Below are 20,092 nucleotides of genomic sequence, written 5' to 3'. Positions count from 1 at the left end.
CTCCAGTTAAATTAGTGTTTACGCGCTTGCATCAGGTCGATGAAGTGGTCAAATAATGGGGCTGCATCGTGCGGGCCTGGGCTTGCTTCAGGGTGGCCCTGAAAGCTAAACGCTGGCTTATCTGTACGATGAATACCTTGAAGCGTGCCGTCAAATAACGATTTGTGCGTAGCACGTAAGTTACTTGGTAATGACGCTTCATCTGCAGCAAAACCATGGTTTTGTGCGGTGATCATTACTACGTCGCGGTCTAAATCTTTTACTGGGTGATTACCACCGTGGTGGCCAAATTTCATTTTTGCTGTTTTAGCACCTGAGGCAAGGGCTAATAACTGATGACCTAAACAGATACCAAAAATAGGTGTGTCGGTTTCTAAAAAGGCTTTAATTGCATCAATAGCATAGGTACATGGCTCAGGATCACCAGGGCCGTTAGATAGGAAGATACCATCTGGGTTTAAAGCAAGTACATCGGCTGCTGAGGTTTGCGCTGGTACTACGGTTAGTTTACAACCGCGATCAACTAGCATCCGTAATATGTTACGTTTAACACCGAAGTCGTAGGCAACAACATGAAACTTTTCATCAGCGGTATCTAGGGTTTTAAATCCTTCGCCTAATGTCCAGCTTGATTCGCGCCACTCAAAATTTTCCTTGGTTGAGACAACTTTTGCTAAATCCATACCTTTTAAACCTGGGAAGGCTTGCGCGGCTTGTAACGCTTTGTTTTCGTCTAATTCGTCACCAGCAATAATACAGCCGTTTTGTGCGCCTTTATCGCGCAAAATACGTGTTAGCTTTCTGGTGTCGATGTCCGCAATACCTAAAATATTACGTTCTTTTAAGTAATCATCTAACGATTGCTCGTTACGAAAGTTACTTGCTAGCAGTGGCAAATCACGGATCACTAGGCCTTTAGCCCATATTTGATTCGCTTCTTCGTCTTCGCTGTTGGTACCCGTATTACCGATATGTGGGTACGTCAAAGTTACGATTTGTTCCGCGTATGATGGATCAGTCAAAATTTCTTGGTAACCAGTCATAGACGTATTGAATACTACTTCACCGACAGACATGCCGTCAGCGCCAATTGTAGTACCGCGAAACACTGTGCCGTCTTCTAGGACTAACAGAGCGGATTTAGTCAAGTTAAACCTCCTAACAGTAAAAAACGGGAGTAAGCAATTGCTTAACACCCCGCCAATACCCAGAGGGATCGTCAAAACCAGATTTTTGTGAGCTTAAATTGTTTTACGCATTCTTAAATGATGCCGATATAAAACGCTAAACCTTCAATCATTTTTTCTTGCCTAAAACTCTTTCATTCCCACTGAAACCCCTGGTTTTACTAGCCACTTGGGTATAATTGGAAACACGCATTTAGTAATTTTTGGCAAATTGGCTGCATTCTACATTAAGTTGCTATTTAGGTCTAACACTATTTGGTAAATCGTTACAAATAAGTGCTTTTAGGAAAAATTAGACCCAAACAGGTAAAAAGGTAACTAAACTACTTAAGATCTAGCACATCTTGCATATCATAAAGTCCTACTGGTTTATTTTTCAACCAGCACGCAGCCCTTATAGCACCTAGCGCAAAGGTCATTCTTGAACTTGCTTTATGGGTTAATTCTAGCCTTTCGCCCATAGTTGCAAAGTAGGCGGTATGTTCACCTACTATATCGCCACCTCTTAGTACCGAATAACCTATTTCATTTTGCGATTTAGCCGTTTCTACTTGGCTGCGGTCGTATACAGCTACCTCGTCATGGTTCCAGCCCTTTGCATCTGCAATTGATTCCCCAATAGCTAAGGCAGTGCCCGATGGTGCATCTATTTTATGACGATGGTGCGCTTCAAATATTTCTATATCTAAATCATCGCCAAATTTAGTAGCTGCTGTTTGTACCAAATTTAAGAGCACGTTTACACCTACGCTGTAATTGCGAGCAAACACAATAGGAATGTGCTTTGCTGCATCGTGTAATAGCGTCATGTCATCGGCGCTAAGCCCTGTAGTACCTATAACCATTGGTAGCTTTTGTGCAACAGCTGTTTTTAGATGATTACGCATACCTTGCGGCAATGTGAAGTCGATTAACACATCTACATTATCTACTTCGCTTTCAACGCTAAAGCTTACTGCGCTGTCGGCTGCACTATTTACTTGGCTTACATTAATACCTAATAACGATGAACTGCTACGAACATATGCGCCTGTAAGTTGTGTTTGCTCTTTAATTGTCGCAGCTTCTAATAGGGCTAAGCCCATTCTTCCGTTAGCACCAAATACACCTATTCGATTTGTCGTCATGGTTTTTACCTAATTTAATTTGAATCCGTTTATTAGTCATATATCCGGCCATTGCAAAATACGCAGCTGGGTATTTTTATGCAGTTGGATAAATATTAATCGCTGAAAATCGCGTTGCTTTGTAGATATTATCTAAAAGTCATGCAATAGTCAGGTGACCTTTTAATTTTATAATAATAACAATACCAGTTTACTTTAGCCATCTATACATTTAAACTTCCCTTTCGCGTCGATTTGGTCTTTGGCTTGCGGACGCTGCGGCTAACAACTTTTTTAAATTAAAAGTTGTACTGCTAAATTCAGCTAAAAGAGGAGTTTTGGCTGTGATAAATTTTACTGGTTATGAGGAATATGATGCAGCCATCATTTAATAAAAACAAAGCAATACTTTCTTTACTTCCCCTACTTACCTTTGTAGCGCTATTTTTAGGCTCTGGTTTGTATTTGCAATCGCAAGGGGTTGATTACGCTTTTTACCAACTACCCGCACCTGTTGCTATATTACCCGCCATTATGCTTGCGTTTATATTAAATAAAGGCACGGTAAACCAATGTGTAGAGACCTTTATTAAAGGTGCCGGACACAACAATATTATTACCATGTGTTTAATATATTTACTTGCAGGTGCTTTTTCAGCTGTAGCAAGTGCAACTGGTGGTGTTGATGCGGTTGTTAATGCCGGTTTATCGCTTATTCCACCATCACTATTATTACCTGGTTTGTTTTTAATTGCGGCCGTTGTTTCTACTGCGATGGGGACCTCAATGGGTACTATTGGCGCTATTGGCCCAATTGCTTATGCGGTATCAATTAAAACAGGTATAGATCCAGCATTAATGGCAGGTACTATTGTATCTGGCGCTATGTTTGGCGATAACCTATCTATTATTTCTGACACCACTATTGCAGCGACTCGAACGCAAGGCTGTGAAATGAAAGATAAGTTTAAAGAAAACTTAAAAATAGCTGTTCCTGCAGCCGTACTCACCATTGCTTTATTATTTTATCTCACGCCTGCTGCGCAAGTTGTTGAAACTAAAGATTACGATGTTTGGTTAGTACTTCCTTATGCCTTTATTTTAGTGTTGGCGGTAGCGGGCTTAAACGTATTTGTAGTGTTGTTTAGCGGTATTATTTTTGCCGCATTAATGGGCTTTACCGGTAGTTACGAAGGCGCAAGCTTTGTAAAAGACATTTACAAAGGCTTTACTGATATGCAGGAAATATTTTTACTTTCTATGTTTATTGGTGGCTTATCTGAATTTATTCGTATAAATGGCGGCCTTGATTATATTGCTCAAAAAATTCAAGCCATAACCAAAATAATCGCTAAATGGCATCGTAAAGTGGCCGACCAACTTGGCATTGCCGCTCTAGTTTTAACCAGCAATGTGTGTATTGCTAATAATACCGTGTCTATTATTGTGGCCGGCCCAATCGCTAAAAAGCTTGCTGATGACGGTGAAATAAGCGGTAAGCGTTCTGCAAGTTTACTTGATATTTTTGCGTGTGTAACACAAGGTTCACTGCCATATGGCGCACAAGCGCTACTATTAGGTGCTACATTCAAAATAAGCCCGTGGGAAGTGTCTACTTCGTCGTACTACTGCTTTATATTAGCGTTTACGGCAATTGCTATAATTTGTTTACGCCGCAATAAAGCATAATTAACGCATACTAATATGTTGCAGCTTAATAAGTAAGCTGCAACATATGTTAAAATTAACACTCAACAAATTAGTCTCTTCTGCTATAATGCGCGCCTCCGCGTGTCATTAAAATTATATTAATTAAAACAATTATGAAATTTAAAAAATTACTTCCTATTGTTACTCTTACTTCTCTCGTTTTACCATCATCTGCCTTAGCAGCAAACTGGAGCAGCACTGCATTACATATTAATAACGGTTTTCAAAAAAACCCTTTTACCGAAAAGAAATCAAATACAACCGTTTACTCTATTCAGCATGCTTCTGGTTATGAGTTTGGTGATAATTTTTTCTTTATTGATTACAGTAACGATATTAGAGAAGATGGTTACCAAGATGATGACTTTTATGGGGAGTTTTACACGACTGTTAGTATGTCTAAACTCTATGATGAAAGAGTCGGGACCGGTCGCTTACTAGATGTTGGTTTGACTGCAGGGATTAATGTTGCCCATGATGCAAAAATTGTCAAATATTTACCGGGCGTTAAATTAAGCTGGGATGTACCCGGGTTCAACTTTTTTCAAACACTTGTAACTGCCTATATTGACGACAGTGAAGGCGTAGCAAAAGGCGGCGCCCCTATTGAAACTAACAGCTGGATGTTTGATGTGGCCTTTGAATACCCGTTTACCGTAGGATCACAAAAATTTAGCTTTAAAGGGCACGCCGAGTACATTGCAGAGCGCGAAGATGAATTTGGTAACGATGTAGAAGCCTGGATACTCGCACAACCTATTTTAGTATGGGATATGGGCCACGCGTTAGAAATGAAAGAAAACACCCTATTACTGGGTATGGAACTACAATATTGGCATAACAAGCTAGGCACTGAGGCAACTGAATCGGTTCCACAAATACACATTGAGTGGACTTTTTAGCAAGCCGAACCTTATAAAGTAAAAGCGATGTAATAAATCTTTACATCGCTTTTATTTAATTTACTAACCTAAAAGCTCTGCTAGTTGCTGACTCACTGTTTCAACAGCTTGCGTACCATCAATTTTATGGTACTGCGTGTTACCTGCTTGTGCTTCAGCTTGGTAGTAATCAACCAATGGCATAGTTTGCTCGTGGTAAATACCTAAACGCTTACGCACTGTTTCTTCTGTATCATCTGCACGAACAATTAAGTCTTCCCCTGTTTCGTTGTCTTTACCTTCAACCTTTGGTGGGTTGTAAACAACATGATAAACACGACCTGAGCCTGGGTGTACACGACGTCCGCCCATACGCTCTACAATTACTTCATCAGCCACATCAAATTCAATAACGTGATCAACCACTACGCCATTTTCTTTCATTGCATCTGCTTGTGGAATGGTGCGTGGGAAGCCATCAAGTAAAAAACCTTTTTCACAATCAGCTTTAGCAATACGCTCTTTAACTAAACCGATAATGATATCGTCAGAAATTAACTGACCTGCATCCATTACTTTTTTTGCTTCAAGACCCAGTGGTGTGCCTTCTTTAATAGCTGCGCGAAGCATGTCGCCAGTAGAAATTTGTGGAATACCGTACTTGTCCATTAAAAACTGAGCTTGAGTACCTTTACCAGCACCCGGCGCGCCCAAAAGAATAATGCGCATATCATTGTCCCCTAGTATGGAAGTTTATTTTAAAGCCTGAATTCTTCCATAAGCGCCGCTGATACTCAAGTAACTTATACTAATTGCCTACCTTGCAGCGCATAAAAAAAGGAAGCAAACGCTTCCTTTTTAAATATGTACAAACTTTGTACTTTTATTTACTTAGCTAATAAGCAATTACTTGCTTAGTTCTAACATAAGTTTGTTTAGGCGTGTAACAAACCCTGTTGGATCTTTTAAAGTACCGCGCTCTGCAAGTAATGCTTGGTCTAATAATACATTTGACCACTGTGCAAACTTATCTTCATCTTGCTCATCATTTAGGTGCTTAACAAGCTGATGCTCAGGGTTTAACTCAAACACAGGTTTAGCTTCTGGGGCTGCTTGACCTACAGACTCCATTAATTTTTGCATTTGAGAGCTCATGTCGTTGTCGTCACTTACAACACACGCAGGAGAATCAGTTAAACGGTGCGTAAAGCGCACTTCTTTAACATCATCACCTAGCGCTGTTTTAATACGCTCAACAAGGCCTGCCATTTCTTTTTCAGACTCTTCTTGCGCTTTTTTAGTTTCTTCGTCGTCAAGCTTACCTAAGTCTAAATCACCACGCGTAATTGATTGCAGTTGCTTATCAGCAAATTCAGTTAAGTGGCTCATCATCCACTCATCAACACGGTCACTTAGCAGTAACACTTCAATGCCTTTCTTACGGAAAATCTCTAAATGCGGAGAATTTTTAGCTGCAGTGAAGGTATCAGCTACTACGTAGTATATTTTATCTTGGCCTTCATTCATGCGCTCAACGTATTGCTCAAGCGATACATCTTGCGTTTCTGAATCAGTATGAGTTGAAGAAAAACGTAATAACTTACAAATAGCTTCTTTATTTGCTGCGTCTTCCGCTGGGCCTTCTTTCATTACTTGGCCAAACTCATTCCAAAACACTTGGTAGTCATCAGCTTTGTTTTTAGCCATACGTTCAAGCATTTTGATAATGCGCGATGTACACCCTTTACGAATAGCTTGAGTAACTTTGTTGTCTTGTAAAATTTCGCGAGATACGTTTAGTGGTAAATCGTTTGAATCTAATAAACCTTTTACAAAACGTAAGTAGCTTGGCATAAACTGCTCAGCATCATCCATTACAAATACGCGTTGTACGTAAAGTTTTAAACCACTTTGACGATCACGATTCCATAAATCAAATGGCGCTTTTTTAGGAATATATAAAAGACTCGTGTATTCAGTTTTACCTTCAACCTTGTTATGTGCCCAACTAAGTGGATCTTCCCAATCATGGCTTACATGTTTGTAAAACTCTTTGTACTCTTCATCAGAAAGCTCCGATTTATCACGCGTCCATAATGCTGTAGCACGGTTAATGCTTTCCCATTCACCTGGAACCGCTGGGATTTTCTCACCATCTTCGCCTTCAGATTCTGGCACTTCTGGTTTGTACATTTGTACAGGCGTAGAAATATGATCTGAGTATTTAGTAACAATGCTACGTAGACGGTAGTCATCAGCAAATTCTTTTTCTTCATCGCGAAGGTGTAAAATAATCTCTGTACCACGACCTTCTTTTTCAATTTCTTGAAGTGTGTACTCGCCTTCGCCTTGAGATTCCCACTCATAAGCAGTTGTTTCACCCGCTTTACGGGTACGTACAGTGACTAAATCGGCAACGATAAATGCTGAGTAAAAACCAACACCAAATTGACCAATTAACTGTGAATCTTTACTTTGATCGCCGGTTAAGTTTTTAAAAAACTCAGCAGTACCTGATTTTGCAATTGTGCCTAAAGAGCTAATTACTTCATCGCGCGTCATACCAATACCGTTATCTGAAATAGTAACCGTGTTGGCGTCTTTGTCTGCGCTAATACGTACACGTAAGTCGGCATCACCTTGGTAAAGGTCGCCATTAGAAAGCGCTAAAAAGCGTAACTTGTCTGCTGCATCAGATGCATTTGATACAAGTTCACGTAAAAATATTTCTTTATTTGAATAAAGAGAATGAATCATTAAGTTTAATAATTGTTTTACTTCTGTTTGAAAGCCTAATGTTTCTTTTTGTGCTGCAGTCATTTATGTATCTCCAATTTGCAAAGTGTCTGCGTTATGCACTTAATATGGGGTGAGGTGTTAGAACTTCAAGGGAAAATATTAAAAAAGGTGAAACGAAAACAAAGAACCATTAATTTGTTTAAAACGAATGCGGGCAGTTAATATGGATTCTCTCGCCGCTGCTGGGGTGCTCAAAATATAAATCGCTGGCATGTAACTGTAAGCGCCCTGCCATGTGTTCACTTTGCGCATTTTTATATAAATCGCAACCTAATATAGGGAGACCTATAAACTGGCTGTGTATCCGTAACTGGTGAGTACGCCCTGTCACAGGCGTAAACTGCACTAAAGTTCTGCATGGTTGTTCAAATCGCGCAAACACTTTATATTCACTGACTGCTGTTTTACCGGTCGATTGACAAATTTTAACGCGCGGAAAAAGCAGTTTATCTTTTGCTATTGGCGCAGTAATGACCCCTTCATCCACAGCCAAGTACCCTTCAAGCATAGCTACATAACGCTTTTGAATAGTACGCGCTTGAAATTGCTTATTAAGGTGCTTTGAGGCAATCGCGTTTAATCCAACAATCATAATACCCGACGTACCCAAATCTAACCGGTGCGGTAACTTAGCCTCTGCAAATGCAGCTGTTAACTCTTTTTGACCATGTACTAAACGGTAATGCACTGAGTCCCAGTTAAGCGGATTTTTACCCGACAAACTCAATAACCCACTGGGTTTATTAATCAATAAAATATCGTCATCTTGATATAGTATTTTAATAAACCCATCGCACTTAGGGGCTACAAAATAATCAACTATAATGGATTGCTCCGAAGCTGTTTGCGATGTTGAGTTAGCCTTTAAGTTAACCATTAAATTAGTCAATATCTTTTGAATGAAGCGCTTTTAAAGCCAATACTTTTTCACGTAAATCATCTGCTACTACCTCATCAGCAGCAATCGCGGCACCGACTGAAACAGACACCAAAGACCATTTTAACCGAGGGAGTTGCCATTTAGCTTTACGACTAAACATGCTGCCCCATAAACCACCTAAGTGCACAGGAATAACGGGCACAGGTGAGCGCTCAATAATACGCTCGATTCCACGGCGGAAAATATCTACTGAGCCGTCACTCGTGAGCTTCCCTTCTGGGAAAATCCCAATAAGCTCACCTTTATCAAGCGCCGCAGCAACGTCATCAAAGGCTTTTTTAAACGCTTTTGGGTTGGTTTTTTCACTATTAATGGGAATAGCTTTGGCCATTTTAAAAAGCCAATGCAGGGCTGGCGAATAATAAATAGGGGCAAAAACCATAAATCGAATCGGCCTTGGTGACGTTGCTAAAATAAACATCCAATCAACAAAACTTACGTGATTACACACTACAACCGCGGCGCCTTCATCTGGAATATTACTTTCACCTTTTGTGCGCACGCGGTACATACAAATAGCCAAAATATAAATAACAAACCGTAAAAAGAACTCTGGTACTTTAGTATAAATATAAACAGAAATAAGCAAGTTTAGCCCAGCAAGTAACAGTAGCAGCTCTGAAATACTCCACTGAAAAACAGACAGTGTTACAATACTCAAAATAGCACAGCCCACCATAAACAATGCATTTAATACATTATTAGCGGCAATAACGCGTGAGCGACTCGCCTCTTCAGTACGCTGTTGAATAAGCGCATACAGCGGTACAGTGTAAAAACCAGCGCCAATACCAATGCCTGCCATCCAAACAAAATGCCACAACATGTCGCCTGTTTCTAATACCTGCTCAAGTGTTAATGATTGAGTATTTTGAGGCATATACGCGCTAATAGCGCTTTCTTGGCTCAGTAAGTATAAAAATAAGGTAATTAAAATAGCGCCAAAAGGTACAATCCCTAATTCTATTCGAGAGCGAGAAAGCTTTTCACACAGTAACGAACCAATAGCAATACTTAGTGAAAACACAACAAGCGCGCTAGTTACAACCAACTCATCACCACCCATTGTATGTTTTACATAATTTGGTAAGGACGTTAAAACAATGGCGCCAATTAACCAAAACCAACTGATCCCAAGTACCGATTTACCAACCGACTCTGTTTGCGAATTAAGCGCTGAAAATACGTTTTTTGTGGATGAAAATATATTATAGGTAAATTTTAAGTTAGGCTCGTTAGCCTCACTTATGGGTATAAAGCGACTGCTCACATAACCCATCACAGTCAGTACTAATACTGCAATACCTATAAGCGTGGGTCCTACTGATTGAGTAATATAATAGGTGCCAAAAATTGTACCCATTAGTATCGCCACAAACGTGCCTGATTCAACCAAACCATTCGCTTTTGTTAATTCATTAGGGGCTACGTGCTGCGGTAAAATAGAATATTTTAATGGACCAAAAAACGTACTTTGCGCACCCATTAAAAATACGGTCGCTAACATTAGCCACACATACTGCGTTAGAATCGACACAGCCCCTACAACCATAATAGGAATTTCACATAGCTTTACGATTCTGATTAGTTTGGATTTTTCTGTTTTTTCTGCAAGCTGCCCTGCCATCCCTGAAAATAAAAAGAACGGAAGAATAAATAACCCAGCAGCAATATTTGAATATAATGCACCGTCTGCAAGTGTTGCCGCTTGAAAAACCAATAAAATAAGCACCGACTGCTTGTATACGTTATCGTTTATGGCTGATAAAAACTGCGTAACAAAAAGCGGTAGAAAACGCTTACTGTTTAGTAGTGCACTTGGATGTTTTTTATTATTTTGCATTTTGTCCCTTAGTCACTAGGGGCTGTTGATCTTTCAAGGTTAAATTTGCAGCAGTCTGTTTGGTATTTAGGCAAGGCAGAGCCTATGTAGTGTGGTTATTCCCCATAAATAGGCGATAACGCAGCATTAATGCCAAACAGGCGCTGCCCAAAGGGTTTTTCCTAGGGGCTATTTACTCTTTGTTGCTCGGTTTTTACTTAGCCCACTAGGTTACAAACCTCGCGCCGCGATTAAATAGCCCCTAATTTGAACAAATTTTAATCCGCAAAGATCAACAGCCCCTAGCTAATGATTAATCATATAAAGCGTTAATCTTACCTTATGTTTTGCTTTAAAAACAAAAAAGCCTACATATTTTACAATGTAGGCTTTTAAAGTAAGTTTCAAATAGCTGCTTTAGTCTTGCATTACCGCACGTCGGCCACTAAAGGCGTGCATAAGTGTGGTGCCATCGACCAAATCGAGCTCACCACCGACAGGTATACCATGAGCAATTCTTGATGCGCCTACTTTATATTTATGGCAAAGCTGAGCAATATAATGCGCTGTTGTTTCGCCTTCAACCGTAGGGTTAGTCGCTAAAATAACTTCGTTTATACCACCATGAGAAAGTTTTTGCTCTAGTACATCAAGGCCAATTTCTTTAGGACCAATACCATCAATAGGTGATAAATGTCCCATTAAAACAAAGTATAAACCTTGATATTGCCCTGTTTGCTCGATAGCAAGTACGTCAGTAGGCGATTCCACAACACATAGTATACCGCTGTCTTGGCGTTTTGTACTTAAACAAATATCGCACTGAGCTTGTTCGCAAAAAGTACGACAAGACTGACAGTGCCCTATGGCGGTCATTGCTTTAGTGAGTGCATTGCCTAGCTGAGTGCCTCCCTTTCGGTCGCGCTCAAGCAAGTGAAAAGCAATACGCTGCGCTGACTTTGGACCAATGCCCGGTTGACAGCGCAGTGCTTCTATAAGCTGATTTAAACTATCTGAAAGTTGCATTATTTACTTAAAACGGCATTTTCATACCTGGCGGTAATTGCATACCGCCAGTTACTTTACCCATACGCTCTTGTGTTTCTTCTGCTACACGGCGTACAGCATCGTTACACGCTGCTGCAAGTAAGTCTTCAATCATGTCTTTGTCGTCTTCCATAAGGCTTTCATCAAGCTGAACACGACGTACATTGTGGTTACCAAGCATAGTTACTTTAACTAAACCGGCACCGGCTTCGCCAACAACTTCTAATGTTGCGATTTCGTCTTGGGCTTTTTGCATGCGATCTTGCATTTGCTGCGCTTGCTTCATCATGTTGCCCATTCCACCTTTAAACATAACTTTCTCTCTTTCTTTTAATACATTAATTAACATGAACATAAGGGCGATTGTAAGTAATTACAATGCCTGAATACTGTTTTCGTCAATTTCGGCGCTAAATATTTGCTGAAATTGTACTATGTTTTCATCAGATGTTATCACATCGATTGCTTGCTGATGACGACCTGCATCTATTTTTTGCTGAATAAGATAAGGAGAGTCAATAACTCCCTTAGCAAAATTAATACTTAACGACACGTTATGCTCATAAATACTCGACAATGCGGCATCTAATCTTTGGCGAAGCATCGGTGTATCTAAATGCTTTTGTGATTCATCAACGTCTATATGTAAACTGTTGCCTTGCTTGGTAAAAATTGAATGCAACGCAAATTGGCGCATACGACCACCAAGCCCCATACGTTTAATTAAATAAGCCCACTCATCTTGTTGATGTGCAAACCTAATTTCACTGATTGGACTTTGAAAATCGTCAGGTACGGGAATGCTAGTTTCCTCTGGAGCTGCTTCAGGTACTTTTTGAGGGTTTATTTGCTCAAGTAGCTCTGGCGCTAGATTTTCGGTAATTGTTTGGTGCTTTTCTTTAAAATCAACTTTTCGTGCTGGTTTTGTATTAGCGTGACCATGTGCCTGGCTTTCGCTCCCTGTTAGTGGGAGCTCATGCTTTTTTTCACTTGCACCTGCACTATCAGTCACCCAAGGAGGGGGATCGCTAGGTGCTACGTTTGTAACGCTGTTGAGCTCGTTTGTATTCTCAGCGGTGCTATCTTGGTTAACACTTTGAGCTTCAGGCATTCTTGGCTGGTGTTCAGGCTTTTTAGCGGGCGTTTGGTTTGGCTGCGCTGCTACATTATTTGCAGAGGTGCTTGTACTCTTGCTTGATAACCTACCCGCACCGGATATGTTTCGGTCACGCAAAATACGAGCAATGGCAGATTGCGCCTGCGCTTCTTGTTCAGCTATTGGCGTACTTGCATTGTGATTTGTTAAGGGCTCTGGTGAAGACTCTGAGTTTGCATTCGTTGCAGGGTTAAAGCCCTGATCTACAGCGCTACTCATTATATCGTCAAACTGAGAGGCTAGCGTTTGTTCAGCATCACTATGTTGCATGTAAGCTTCATCTTCACTTTGGCGCTGGGCTTGAGCATCTGAAACAACATTCGTTTGTGGTTGCTCATTATCTGAAGCCTGTTGCTTTGAAGCGTTTTCACTTTGTTGAACCGGTTGCTCTACTACAAATTGGGCAGGCTCATTATTACTTTGTTTGACGTCATTATTCGATGTCTGAGCGGCAACATTTGGTAAAGGCTCTATCTCAACTGTTTTAGGCTGCTCGGCATTGCTAACTGGCTTAATATTATTTACTGGAGCACTGCTTTGGCCAGCTACGGTGTTTTGCGATGTTTTATTTTTATTTAATATATCTCGCAGTGCATTTGCGCGGCCTTGTTTATTTGGGGCTGGCTCTTCGTTTGCTGTGTGTACAGTTTGTTGAGCGTCTGTAGGCTTAAATGCTAATAGTCTTAGCATGATCATTTCAAAGCCTAAACGAGGCTCTGGTGCCCATTGTAAATCTTTTTTACCATTTAACAGCAACTGATAATAAACTTGAATTTGCTGTGGGCTCGTATGCTGTGCAACATGAGCAATATAATCTACATTTTTTTCATCAAGCCCCGCCGCCTCTGGCACTAACTGGGTTAGTTGGGTCAAATGCATAAGTGCAATTAAATCATCAAGTAACGCAACATAATTAGGATTACGACTTGCCACCTGCGCAATCTCATCCATTAATGCAGCGCCATCTTGTGCAAGTAATGCTGCAAGCAAGCTTTGGCTGTAATGGGTATCCATTAAACCAAGCATAGTTTGTACTGCTTGATTATTAATATCACCATTTGTTTGCGCAATAGCTTGGTCGGTTAAGCTAAGTGCATCACGCATACTGCCATCAGCGGCTTTTGAAATAATGCTAAGTGCATCGGTGTCAAAGCTAAGCTGCTCTTGAGTAAGTACGTGTTCAAGCTGTGTTTTAATTTCGCTTTGCGACAAGGCATTTAAGTTAAATTGTAGACAGCGAGATAATATAGTAACTGGTAGTTTTTGGGGATCGGTGGTCGCCAATAAAAATTTCACATGCTCTGGTGGCTCTTCAAGCGTTTTTAAAAGCGCATTGAAGCTGTGTTTAGAAAGCATGTGAACTTCATCGATTAGGTATACTTTATAACGTCCACGTGTTGGTGCATATTGAACATTATCAAGTATTTCGCGAGTGTCTTCTACTTTGGTGCGAGAAGCCGCATCAATTTCGAGTAAATCAATGTAGCGCCCTGCTTCTATATCTAAACAGCTGCTACATTGACCACACGGATTTGCAGATATACCCTCATCGCAATTTAAGCTTTTAGCAAAAATACGTGCAATGGTCGTTTTACCTACACCGCGAGTTCCAGTGAATAAATAAGCGTGATGCAGTCTATTTTGCGTAAGCGCATTTACAAGCGCTTGCTTAACATGAGACTGCCCAACCAATTCATGAAAGGTTTGAGGACGCCATTTTCTCGCTAGAACCTGATAACTCATCGATTACTCGCCTTCGAATTCAACCAATTTTAGGATTTTAATACCCATTTTTTTGATGCGCTGCTCGCCACCCAGTTCTGGTAGTGATACAACAAATGCAGCATCTGTGGCTTCGCCACCTAGTTTATGAACTAATTTAGCAGTGGCTTCAATTGTGCCACCAGTTGCTAATAAGTCATCAACTAATAGTACTTTATCGCCAGGTACAATTGCATCAACATGCAGTTCTAGCGTGTCTTCACCGTACTCAAGTAAGTAGTCTTGACGAATAACTTCGCGTGGTAACTTACCTGGTTTACGTACTGGAATAAACGGAATGCCTAACGCATAAGACAATGGCGCACCAAAAATAAAACCACGTGACTCCGTGCCTATGATTTTAGTAAAGCCCTGATCTTTATATTCTGCGATAAACGCGTCAATAGTTGCTTTAAAGGCTTCTGGATTTGCCATTAAAGTGGTTACATCGCGAAACATGATGCCCGCTTTTGGATAATCAGCAATTGTTGTGATGCTGTTTTTGATAATTGCTGGTGTTACTTGAGTCATAATTTTAACTGCTCAATTGTTTATATTACAAAGCAGGTGATTATAACCTTAACTAACCTTTAATTGCGAGTTTGGCGTTATTATAAAAGAAGTATTAAGTGAAAGGAGTATAATTAAAAATAAAGAGACTTAAGGCTGAAGTAAGCAACAGCCTCAATAAACGCTATGCATTTTAAGTTAAGCTAGTGATCCAGCCTAATATTGCATTTAAACAACCAATTCCTGCAAATATAGCTAAAAAAGCAAGAAGGTAAGTGGCGTTGAACGGATCTTTAAAGTCTTTATCATCTGACATTGGTACAACCTTTTATTAAGCACGACAAATAAGTCCGCCATGATAGACGATGTAAAATCATCAATAAAGACCTTAGTCTTGATTTTTTGTCACAATGACTCCACGTTCAACCATTGCATTAAGAGTAACCAATGCGCCTTGAGCAATTTGCTCTGCATTAAATTGTGGTGCATGAGCTAATACCTGTTGGCAAACGTTGTCAAATGTCGCGCCTTCACTCGCCTCTATAATTGACAATAGCAAAGCTGTCATCGCATTCGTAGCCAAAAATTGAACGTCATCATTTTCATCTCTATATACCACAAAATAGTTAGGTTGAGGTGATGGTTCCTTTGGTTTAAAGCGGTTGCTAATATTTTGAACCGGAAATTGATAGCTTAAATTTCTTGCCGTTTTCGATAAATACAACACTGAACTTGTAAGCGCTGTTGTTAGTAATTTCTTTTCTTGCTCATCTTCGTGTGCAATGGATACATCTAGCTCTACCCATTCATAATGAGCAAGTTCTAGCATAAACACGGGATCGTATTTTTTCATTTTATAATCACTTGATAAGTAATTAATAAACTCCCCTGCTATATCTAAAAAGTACGGAGAATGACAATCATATTCACTAAAAAACTGGCGTACGAGGGCTTGCCATTGCTTCTGGGTATATAAAGTTTTTAATACCGGAAAACCTGATGATATAAAACCTTCAATGTTATTAAAAAATAAGTCGCGATAAATAGCCATACGCCTGTTTTCTATATCGCTGGGCTTTTTATTTTTTTGAGGCTCGCGAATATGCGCCATAAATTCGTTTTGTATTTCAATAAAGCTCATAACCAGGCACTCTTTTAATGTTGATAAAGGCTTATATTAAGCTCGTTTTTTTGAAACAGTTGAATCAAAGTGTTTAGCTTGCAACTCATGAATTATATCTAACTCTTTGGTTAAAACATTCATGGTAGGAATATTAAAATCCCGCTCAAGTAGAGTCGGAAATACGCCATGCACTTCATATGCTTTATCGAGTAGCTCCCAAACTGGATCAATGACATCAGCGCCATGTGTATCCACTATTAAGTCATCAGCCTCATTATAATGGCCTGCAACGTGCCCATAGGCAATACGATTAGAAGGTAACCCAGTTAAAAAGTCTTGTGCGTTATACCCATGATTAATCGAATTCACATAAATGTTATTCACATCCAGTAAAAGCTTGCAGTCTGCTTGCTCTAAGATAATATTTGTAAATTCCAGCTCTGATAATTGCTGTCCAGGAGCGCCATAATAAGAAACATTTTCTATCGCAATTTGCTGCTCTAGTATGTCTTGAACTTGTTTAATACGAGGAACAACATGTGCTATGGCATCTTGTGTAAACGGAATTGGCATTAAGTCATACATATGCCCTGTACCAGAGCAGTAACTTAAGTGCTCACTAAAAATCTTTATGTTGTGATCTTCAAAAAACACCTTTAAAGACTTAACAAATTCAACATCCAGAGGTTCGGGAGAACCAATAGACAGTGATAATCCATGACACACAAAATTATTAGCATCGGTTAATGTTTTAAATTGTTTTTTAAAGCGCCCACCTAGTTTTAACCAGTTCTCTGGCGCAACTTCTAAAAAATTTACTTGATTGGGTACATGTTCAAGCAGCTCATCAAGCATTTCTCGTCGTAGGCCCAGGCCCACCATCCCAAAATCTTTACTTTGAGTTTGTATCATAACTACCTCTAACTTAACAAAAAAGGGCCTTTGGGCCCTTTTAGCATAACTTATTTAGAATAAGATATTAACGGCCACCACATTTACCCTCGCCGCATTTACCTTCTTTTTTAGTTTTTTTAGCGTCGCCGCCACATTTACCTTCACCACATTTGCCTTCTGTTTTAGCTTTTGCATCGCCGCCACATTTACCTTCGCCGCATTTACCTTCTTTTTTATCTTTTGCGTCGCCACCACATTTGCCTTCGCCGCATTTACCTTCTTTTTTACCCTTTGCGTCGCCGCCACATTTACCTTCACCGCACTTACCTTCTGCAGCATCTAATTGGTAACCTGTTACTAATTGTTGAAACTCAAATGGGTTAGCTTGTACATCTGCTGATACAAAACTTGCAGAGCCAACTACTACTGCACCTAAAGTTAACGCGATTGTATTTTTTTTAACTGTATTCATTTTATGACTCTCTTTAATCAAGGATTGTAAATATCAGCAATGAAAATGTATTTTAAATTGCTTGTATGCTTAAGTAGACCCGTACAAAAATAAAAACTTTCATTTATCTTCAAAATATTTACTTTTGCAATTTCTACATTAAATATGGTCGGTAATTACAGATTTATCAATGTGCGATTTACAGGTAAACTATGCCTCCAGTTTTTTATCAAAATTAATCTCCTTATGAAACTTGTTTTAGCACCTATGGAAGGTGTCGTTGATTTTAAAATGCGCCAATTACTCACAGACATTGGTGGGTTCGATTTATGCGTTACAGAGTTTGTAAGAGTGGTTGATACATGTTTACCTGACAAAGTTTTTCATCGATTTTGCCCTGAGCTACATAATAATGGATATACACGAGCAGGTACTCCTGTGCGCGTTCAATTACTCGGCCAAGAAGCAAATCCGTTAGCCAAAAATGCAATAAGGGCAATCGCCTTAGGGTCCCATGGGGTCGACCTTAATTTTGGTTGCCCAGCAAAAACGGTTAATCGTAGCCGAGGGGGGGCTGTACTGCTTAAAGACCCTGATCATATGTATACGATCATCAAAGCAGTACGAGATGCTGTAGATGATGAACATGAAGTAAGTGCAAAAATTCGCTTAGGCTTTGATGATGACAGTAACAGCCAAGAAATTGTTGATGCTGTGGTAAGCGCAGGCGCAAATAGTATTGCTATACACGCCAGAACCAAACGTGATGGCTATAATCCGCCAGCTTATTGGGAAAAAATTCCACCAATAATAAAAGATAAAAATATTGCCGTTGTTGCCAATGGTGAAATTTGGCAAGTTGAGGACGCAATGCTTTGCCAACAACGAAGTAGATGTACTGATTTGATGCTTGGTCGTGGCGCCCTTTCGCACCCTGATTTAGCAAAAAAAATTAAAGCCTATGTAAATAATGAGCAATATGATGGCCTTCAATGGGAGCATATTATTTATCACTTAATTCACTCGGCTATTCATCAAGATCCTGCAAAAGATGAAAAGTATTTTGCTTCACGTACTAAACAATGGCTTGGTTATCTAAAACGCCAATACCCGCAAGCAATCGATTTATTTGATGAAATCAGACGTTTAAAAAGTAAAGATGATGTGGCAAGCGTATTAAATAAATATGCCAAAGCACCGCAACTTGATTCAAATCATAACGACTAACTTAAAGACTCTAGATAATATCAGTATAACGTGAAGCCAATTTAATAAGGTTGTACTGATAATGCATCATCAAAAAAGACTAAGCGATGAAATAGCACAAATTAAATTAAATATATTAACTATGCTTTCTAAATCAGCCTACCCTACACATCAGCATTTAATACAAATTTTAGATAATACAGCAAACACTGAATGGTTAGACTGTGCAGCAGAGAAGCTAGGTCCTGAGTATGCATTTTTGATCAGTCGCATGACTAAATTAGAAGCGGCACTAAGCCAAATAGAAATTGGGCAATATGGCTACTGTTGTGATTGTGAGGAAAAAATATCAGCCAAGTCACTTGAACTAGACCCCGCTGCTCAAAGGTGTACAAAGTGCGCACAATAAGCGCACTTTAAAATCATTATATAATGTGTTGTATGAAGCTAAATGATTGCGCTGGGTAGAGAATTATATCTTCTACCAAGTACTGGGCCTCTTCTGGACTCATTTGCAGGCGCTTTATAAGGTTGACCTTTGCTTGTGGCAAAGTCCACGCATGGTAATGAATGCCAATATCTGATTCCATCATTGCAAGCATCAGTGTTTTATCTTTATCAGACATGTTCATGTTACTCGTCATTGCAGGTAAGTCTTGATAGTTAGCCTGCCAATCCAAGCCTTCTATTAATTTTTCATTAGATAGATACTGAACTAAAAACGATTTTTGGTGAGAGTTTGGCAGTTTACTGTCAAATGGTACACGATCTAATACTTTTATTTTTTCATTTAAAATGGTAACCCACTCTAACGGTGAATGTACTTCGCCACTGAAGTAATTAAGTTTGCTCTGATACCACTGGCTACCATTTGACAAACCTCTTAGGCCTATACTACCTCTTGGCTTATAACTAGCTAAATAATCACTAAAAGCTCTTATATGACTTTTAAGCGCTGGTTGAACGTCGGTGTTCACTATCGCACTTGATACATAACTTTGTAACAATGTAAGTTCCACCTTATTCAGCTTTAAATTGCTTTGTTTAGCACTGTCTAACGTATCTTGGGTTAGCTTAAGCCAAGCAATAACATTATCAGGTGTATTTTTTGAGCCTTCAAAGGCAAGCATGTTTTTTAAAACATTTACTTGGGCCGGCCAATTAAAGTAGCGTTCAGGGAAACGCTCTGCAATTACCAAATAGTTTACTTGCGCAATTTGATTGAGATTAAGATCCATCCCCATTAGGCTCTGATAAATAGTATGACGTTTTGTTAAGTATGCATCAGAGAAAACCAATTGATCTTTATCTATATTATTGGTTTTAGTAGTGCTTGGTTGTACAATTGCTATATTCAAAGTTTTTAAAGCAAATTGTGCGTCCTCAAACGACTCATAAAGTTGAGGCTGCTTTGAACATGCTGCTAAAAATAGGCACAGTAATAATGAAAAAAAGAGCTTTTTATACATAGTAGTCCCAATAAAAAAAGCCCCAGTGGG

19 protein-coding genes are annotated in these 20,092 nt (G+C 39.6%); 4 read left to right on the top strand and 15 right to left on the bottom strand.

From position 1 onward, the window contains the following. Positions 1–11: 11 nt before the first annotated feature. Together carA and dapB are read right to left on the bottom strand one after the other, a co-directional pair. On the bottom strand, positions 12–1,148 hold the full coding sequence (gene carA, locus V6260_RS00255; protein WP_341591945.1) for a glutamine-hydrolyzing carbamoyl-phosphate synthase small subunit: 1,137 nt from the start codon (positions 1,146–1,148) through the stop codon (positions 12–14). Positions 1,149–1,510: 362 nt separating this feature from the next. After that, on the bottom strand, positions 1,511–2,314 hold the full coding sequence (dapB, locus tag V6260_RS00250; RefSeq protein ID WP_341591944.1) for a 4-hydroxy-tetrahydrodipicolinate reductase: 804 nt from the start codon (positions 2,312–2,314) through the stop codon (positions 1,511–1,513). Between the two features lie 354 nt (positions 2,315–2,668). Here dapB and V6260_RS00245 point away from each other — a divergent pair, with 354 nt between their 5' ends. Together V6260_RS00245 and V6260_RS00240 are read left to right on the top strand one after the other, a co-directional pair. Further along, positions 2,669–3,982, top strand: coding sequence for a Na+/H+ antiporter NhaC family protein (locus V6260_RS00245; protein ID WP_210999663.1), 1,314 nt, complete (start codon positions 2,669–2,671; stop codon positions 3,980–3,982). Between the two features lie 134 nt (positions 3,983–4,116). Beyond that, positions 4,117–4,905: a nucleoside-binding protein gene (locus V6260_RS00240; protein ID WP_341591943.1), complete on the top strand. Its 789-nt coding sequence runs from the start codon at positions 4,117–4,119 to the stop codon at positions 4,903–4,905. A 63-nt stretch (positions 4,906–4,968) separates the two neighbouring features. Here V6260_RS00240 and adk read toward each other — a convergent pair whose 3' ends face one another. From adk to V6260_RS00180, 12 genes are all read right to left on the bottom strand, one after another. Beyond that, positions 4,969–5,613 carry an adenylate kinase gene (adk, locus tag V6260_RS00235; RefSeq protein WP_341591942.1) on the bottom strand — a complete coding sequence of 215 codons (645 nt, stop codon included), beginning with the start codon at positions 5,611–5,613 and terminating at the stop codon, positions 4,969–4,971. 177 nt (positions 5,614–5,790) lie between these two features. After that, positions 5,791–7,704 carry a molecular chaperone HtpG gene (gene htpG, locus V6260_RS00230; RefSeq protein ID WP_341591941.1) on the bottom strand — a complete coding sequence of 638 codons (1,914 nt, stop codon included), beginning with the start codon at positions 7,702–7,704 and terminating at the stop codon, positions 5,791–5,793. A gap of 118 nt (positions 7,705–7,822) precedes the next feature. Then, positions 7,823–8,560, bottom strand: coding sequence for an RluA family pseudouridine synthase (locus tag V6260_RS00225; protein WP_341591940.1), 738 nt, complete (start codon positions 8,558–8,560; stop codon positions 7,823–7,825). A gap of 4 nt (positions 8,561–8,564) precedes the next feature. Next, on the bottom strand, positions 8,565–10,466 hold the full coding sequence (locus tag V6260_RS00220; RefSeq protein ID WP_341591939.1) for an MFS transporter: 1,902 nt from the start codon (positions 10,464–10,466) through the stop codon (positions 8,565–8,567). Positions 10,467–10,862: 396 nt separating this feature from the next. Beyond that, entirely contained in the window at positions 10,863–11,471 is a 609-nt protein-coding gene (gene recR, locus V6260_RS00215) for a recombination mediator RecR (RefSeq protein WP_341591938.1), read from the bottom strand. Positions 11,472–11,478: 7 nt separating this feature from the next. After that, on the bottom strand, positions 11,479–11,805 hold the full coding sequence (locus V6260_RS00210; protein WP_002962306.1) for a YbaB/EbfC family nucleoid-associated protein: 327 nt from the start codon (positions 11,803–11,805) through the stop codon (positions 11,479–11,481). A gap of 60 nt (positions 11,806–11,865) precedes the next feature. Then, a complete protein-coding gene (dnaX, locus tag V6260_RS00205; protein WP_341591937.1) occupies positions 11,866–14,391 on the bottom strand; it encodes a DNA polymerase III subunit gamma/tau in 2,526 nt (841 codons plus the stop codon). 3 nt (positions 14,392–14,394) lie between these two features. After that, positions 14,395–14,940: an adenine phosphoribosyltransferase gene (gene apt / locus V6260_RS00200; protein ID WP_007375861.1), complete on the bottom strand. Its 546-nt coding sequence runs from the start codon at positions 14,938–14,940 to the stop codon at positions 14,395–14,397. Positions 14,941–15,112: 172 nt separating this feature from the next. Continuing rightward, on the bottom strand, positions 15,113–15,235 hold the full coding sequence (locus tag V6260_RS00195; RefSeq protein ID WP_341591936.1) for a hypothetical protein: 123 nt from the start codon (positions 15,233–15,235) through the stop codon (positions 15,113–15,115). Positions 15,236–15,307: 72 nt separating this feature from the next. Next, positions 15,308–16,060, bottom strand: a complete 753-nt coding sequence (locus V6260_RS00190) for a DNA-binding domain-containing protein (protein WP_341591935.1) — start codon at positions 16,058–16,060, stop codon at positions 15,308–15,310. Positions 16,061–16,096: 36 nt separating this feature from the next. Beyond that, positions 16,097–16,924 carry a DUF692 domain-containing protein gene (locus V6260_RS00185; protein WP_425355699.1) on the bottom strand — a complete coding sequence of 276 codons (828 nt, stop codon included), beginning with the start codon at positions 16,922–16,924 and terminating at the stop codon, positions 16,097–16,099. 97 nt (positions 16,925–17,021) lie between these two features. After that, a complete protein-coding gene (locus tag V6260_RS00180) occupies positions 17,022–17,408 on the bottom strand; it encodes a hypothetical protein (RefSeq protein ID WP_341591933.1) in 387 nt (128 codons plus the stop codon). A 225-nt stretch (positions 17,409–17,633) separates the two neighbouring features. Here V6260_RS00180 and V6260_RS00175 point away from each other — a divergent pair, with 225 nt between their 5' ends. Together V6260_RS00175 and V6260_RS00170 are read left to right on the top strand one after the other, a co-directional pair. Further along, on the top strand, positions 17,634–18,614 hold the full coding sequence (locus V6260_RS00175; protein ID WP_341591932.1) for a tRNA-dihydrouridine synthase: 981 nt from the start codon (positions 17,634–17,636) through the stop codon (positions 18,612–18,614). Between the two features lie 61 nt (positions 18,615–18,675). Then, positions 18,676–19,002, top strand: coding sequence for a conjugal transfer protein TraR (locus V6260_RS00170; protein WP_341591931.1), 327 nt, complete (start codon positions 18,676–18,678; stop codon positions 19,000–19,002). 16 nt (positions 19,003–19,018) lie between these two features. Here the strand turns inward: V6260_RS00170 and V6260_RS00165 are convergent, their stop codons facing one another. Next, entirely contained in the window at positions 19,019–20,062 is a 1,044-nt protein-coding gene (locus tag V6260_RS00165) for a hypothetical protein (RefSeq protein ID WP_341591930.1), read from the bottom strand. Positions 20,063–20,092 lie beyond the last annotated feature (30 nt).

It is taken from the genome of Pseudoalteromonas aliena (genome assembly GCF_038155085.1).
Classification (GTDB): Bacteria; Pseudomonadota; Gammaproteobacteria; order Enterobacterales; family Alteromonadaceae; genus Pseudoalteromonas; species Pseudoalteromonas aliena_A.
This window is presented reverse-complemented; position numbering and strand designations above follow the sequence as displayed.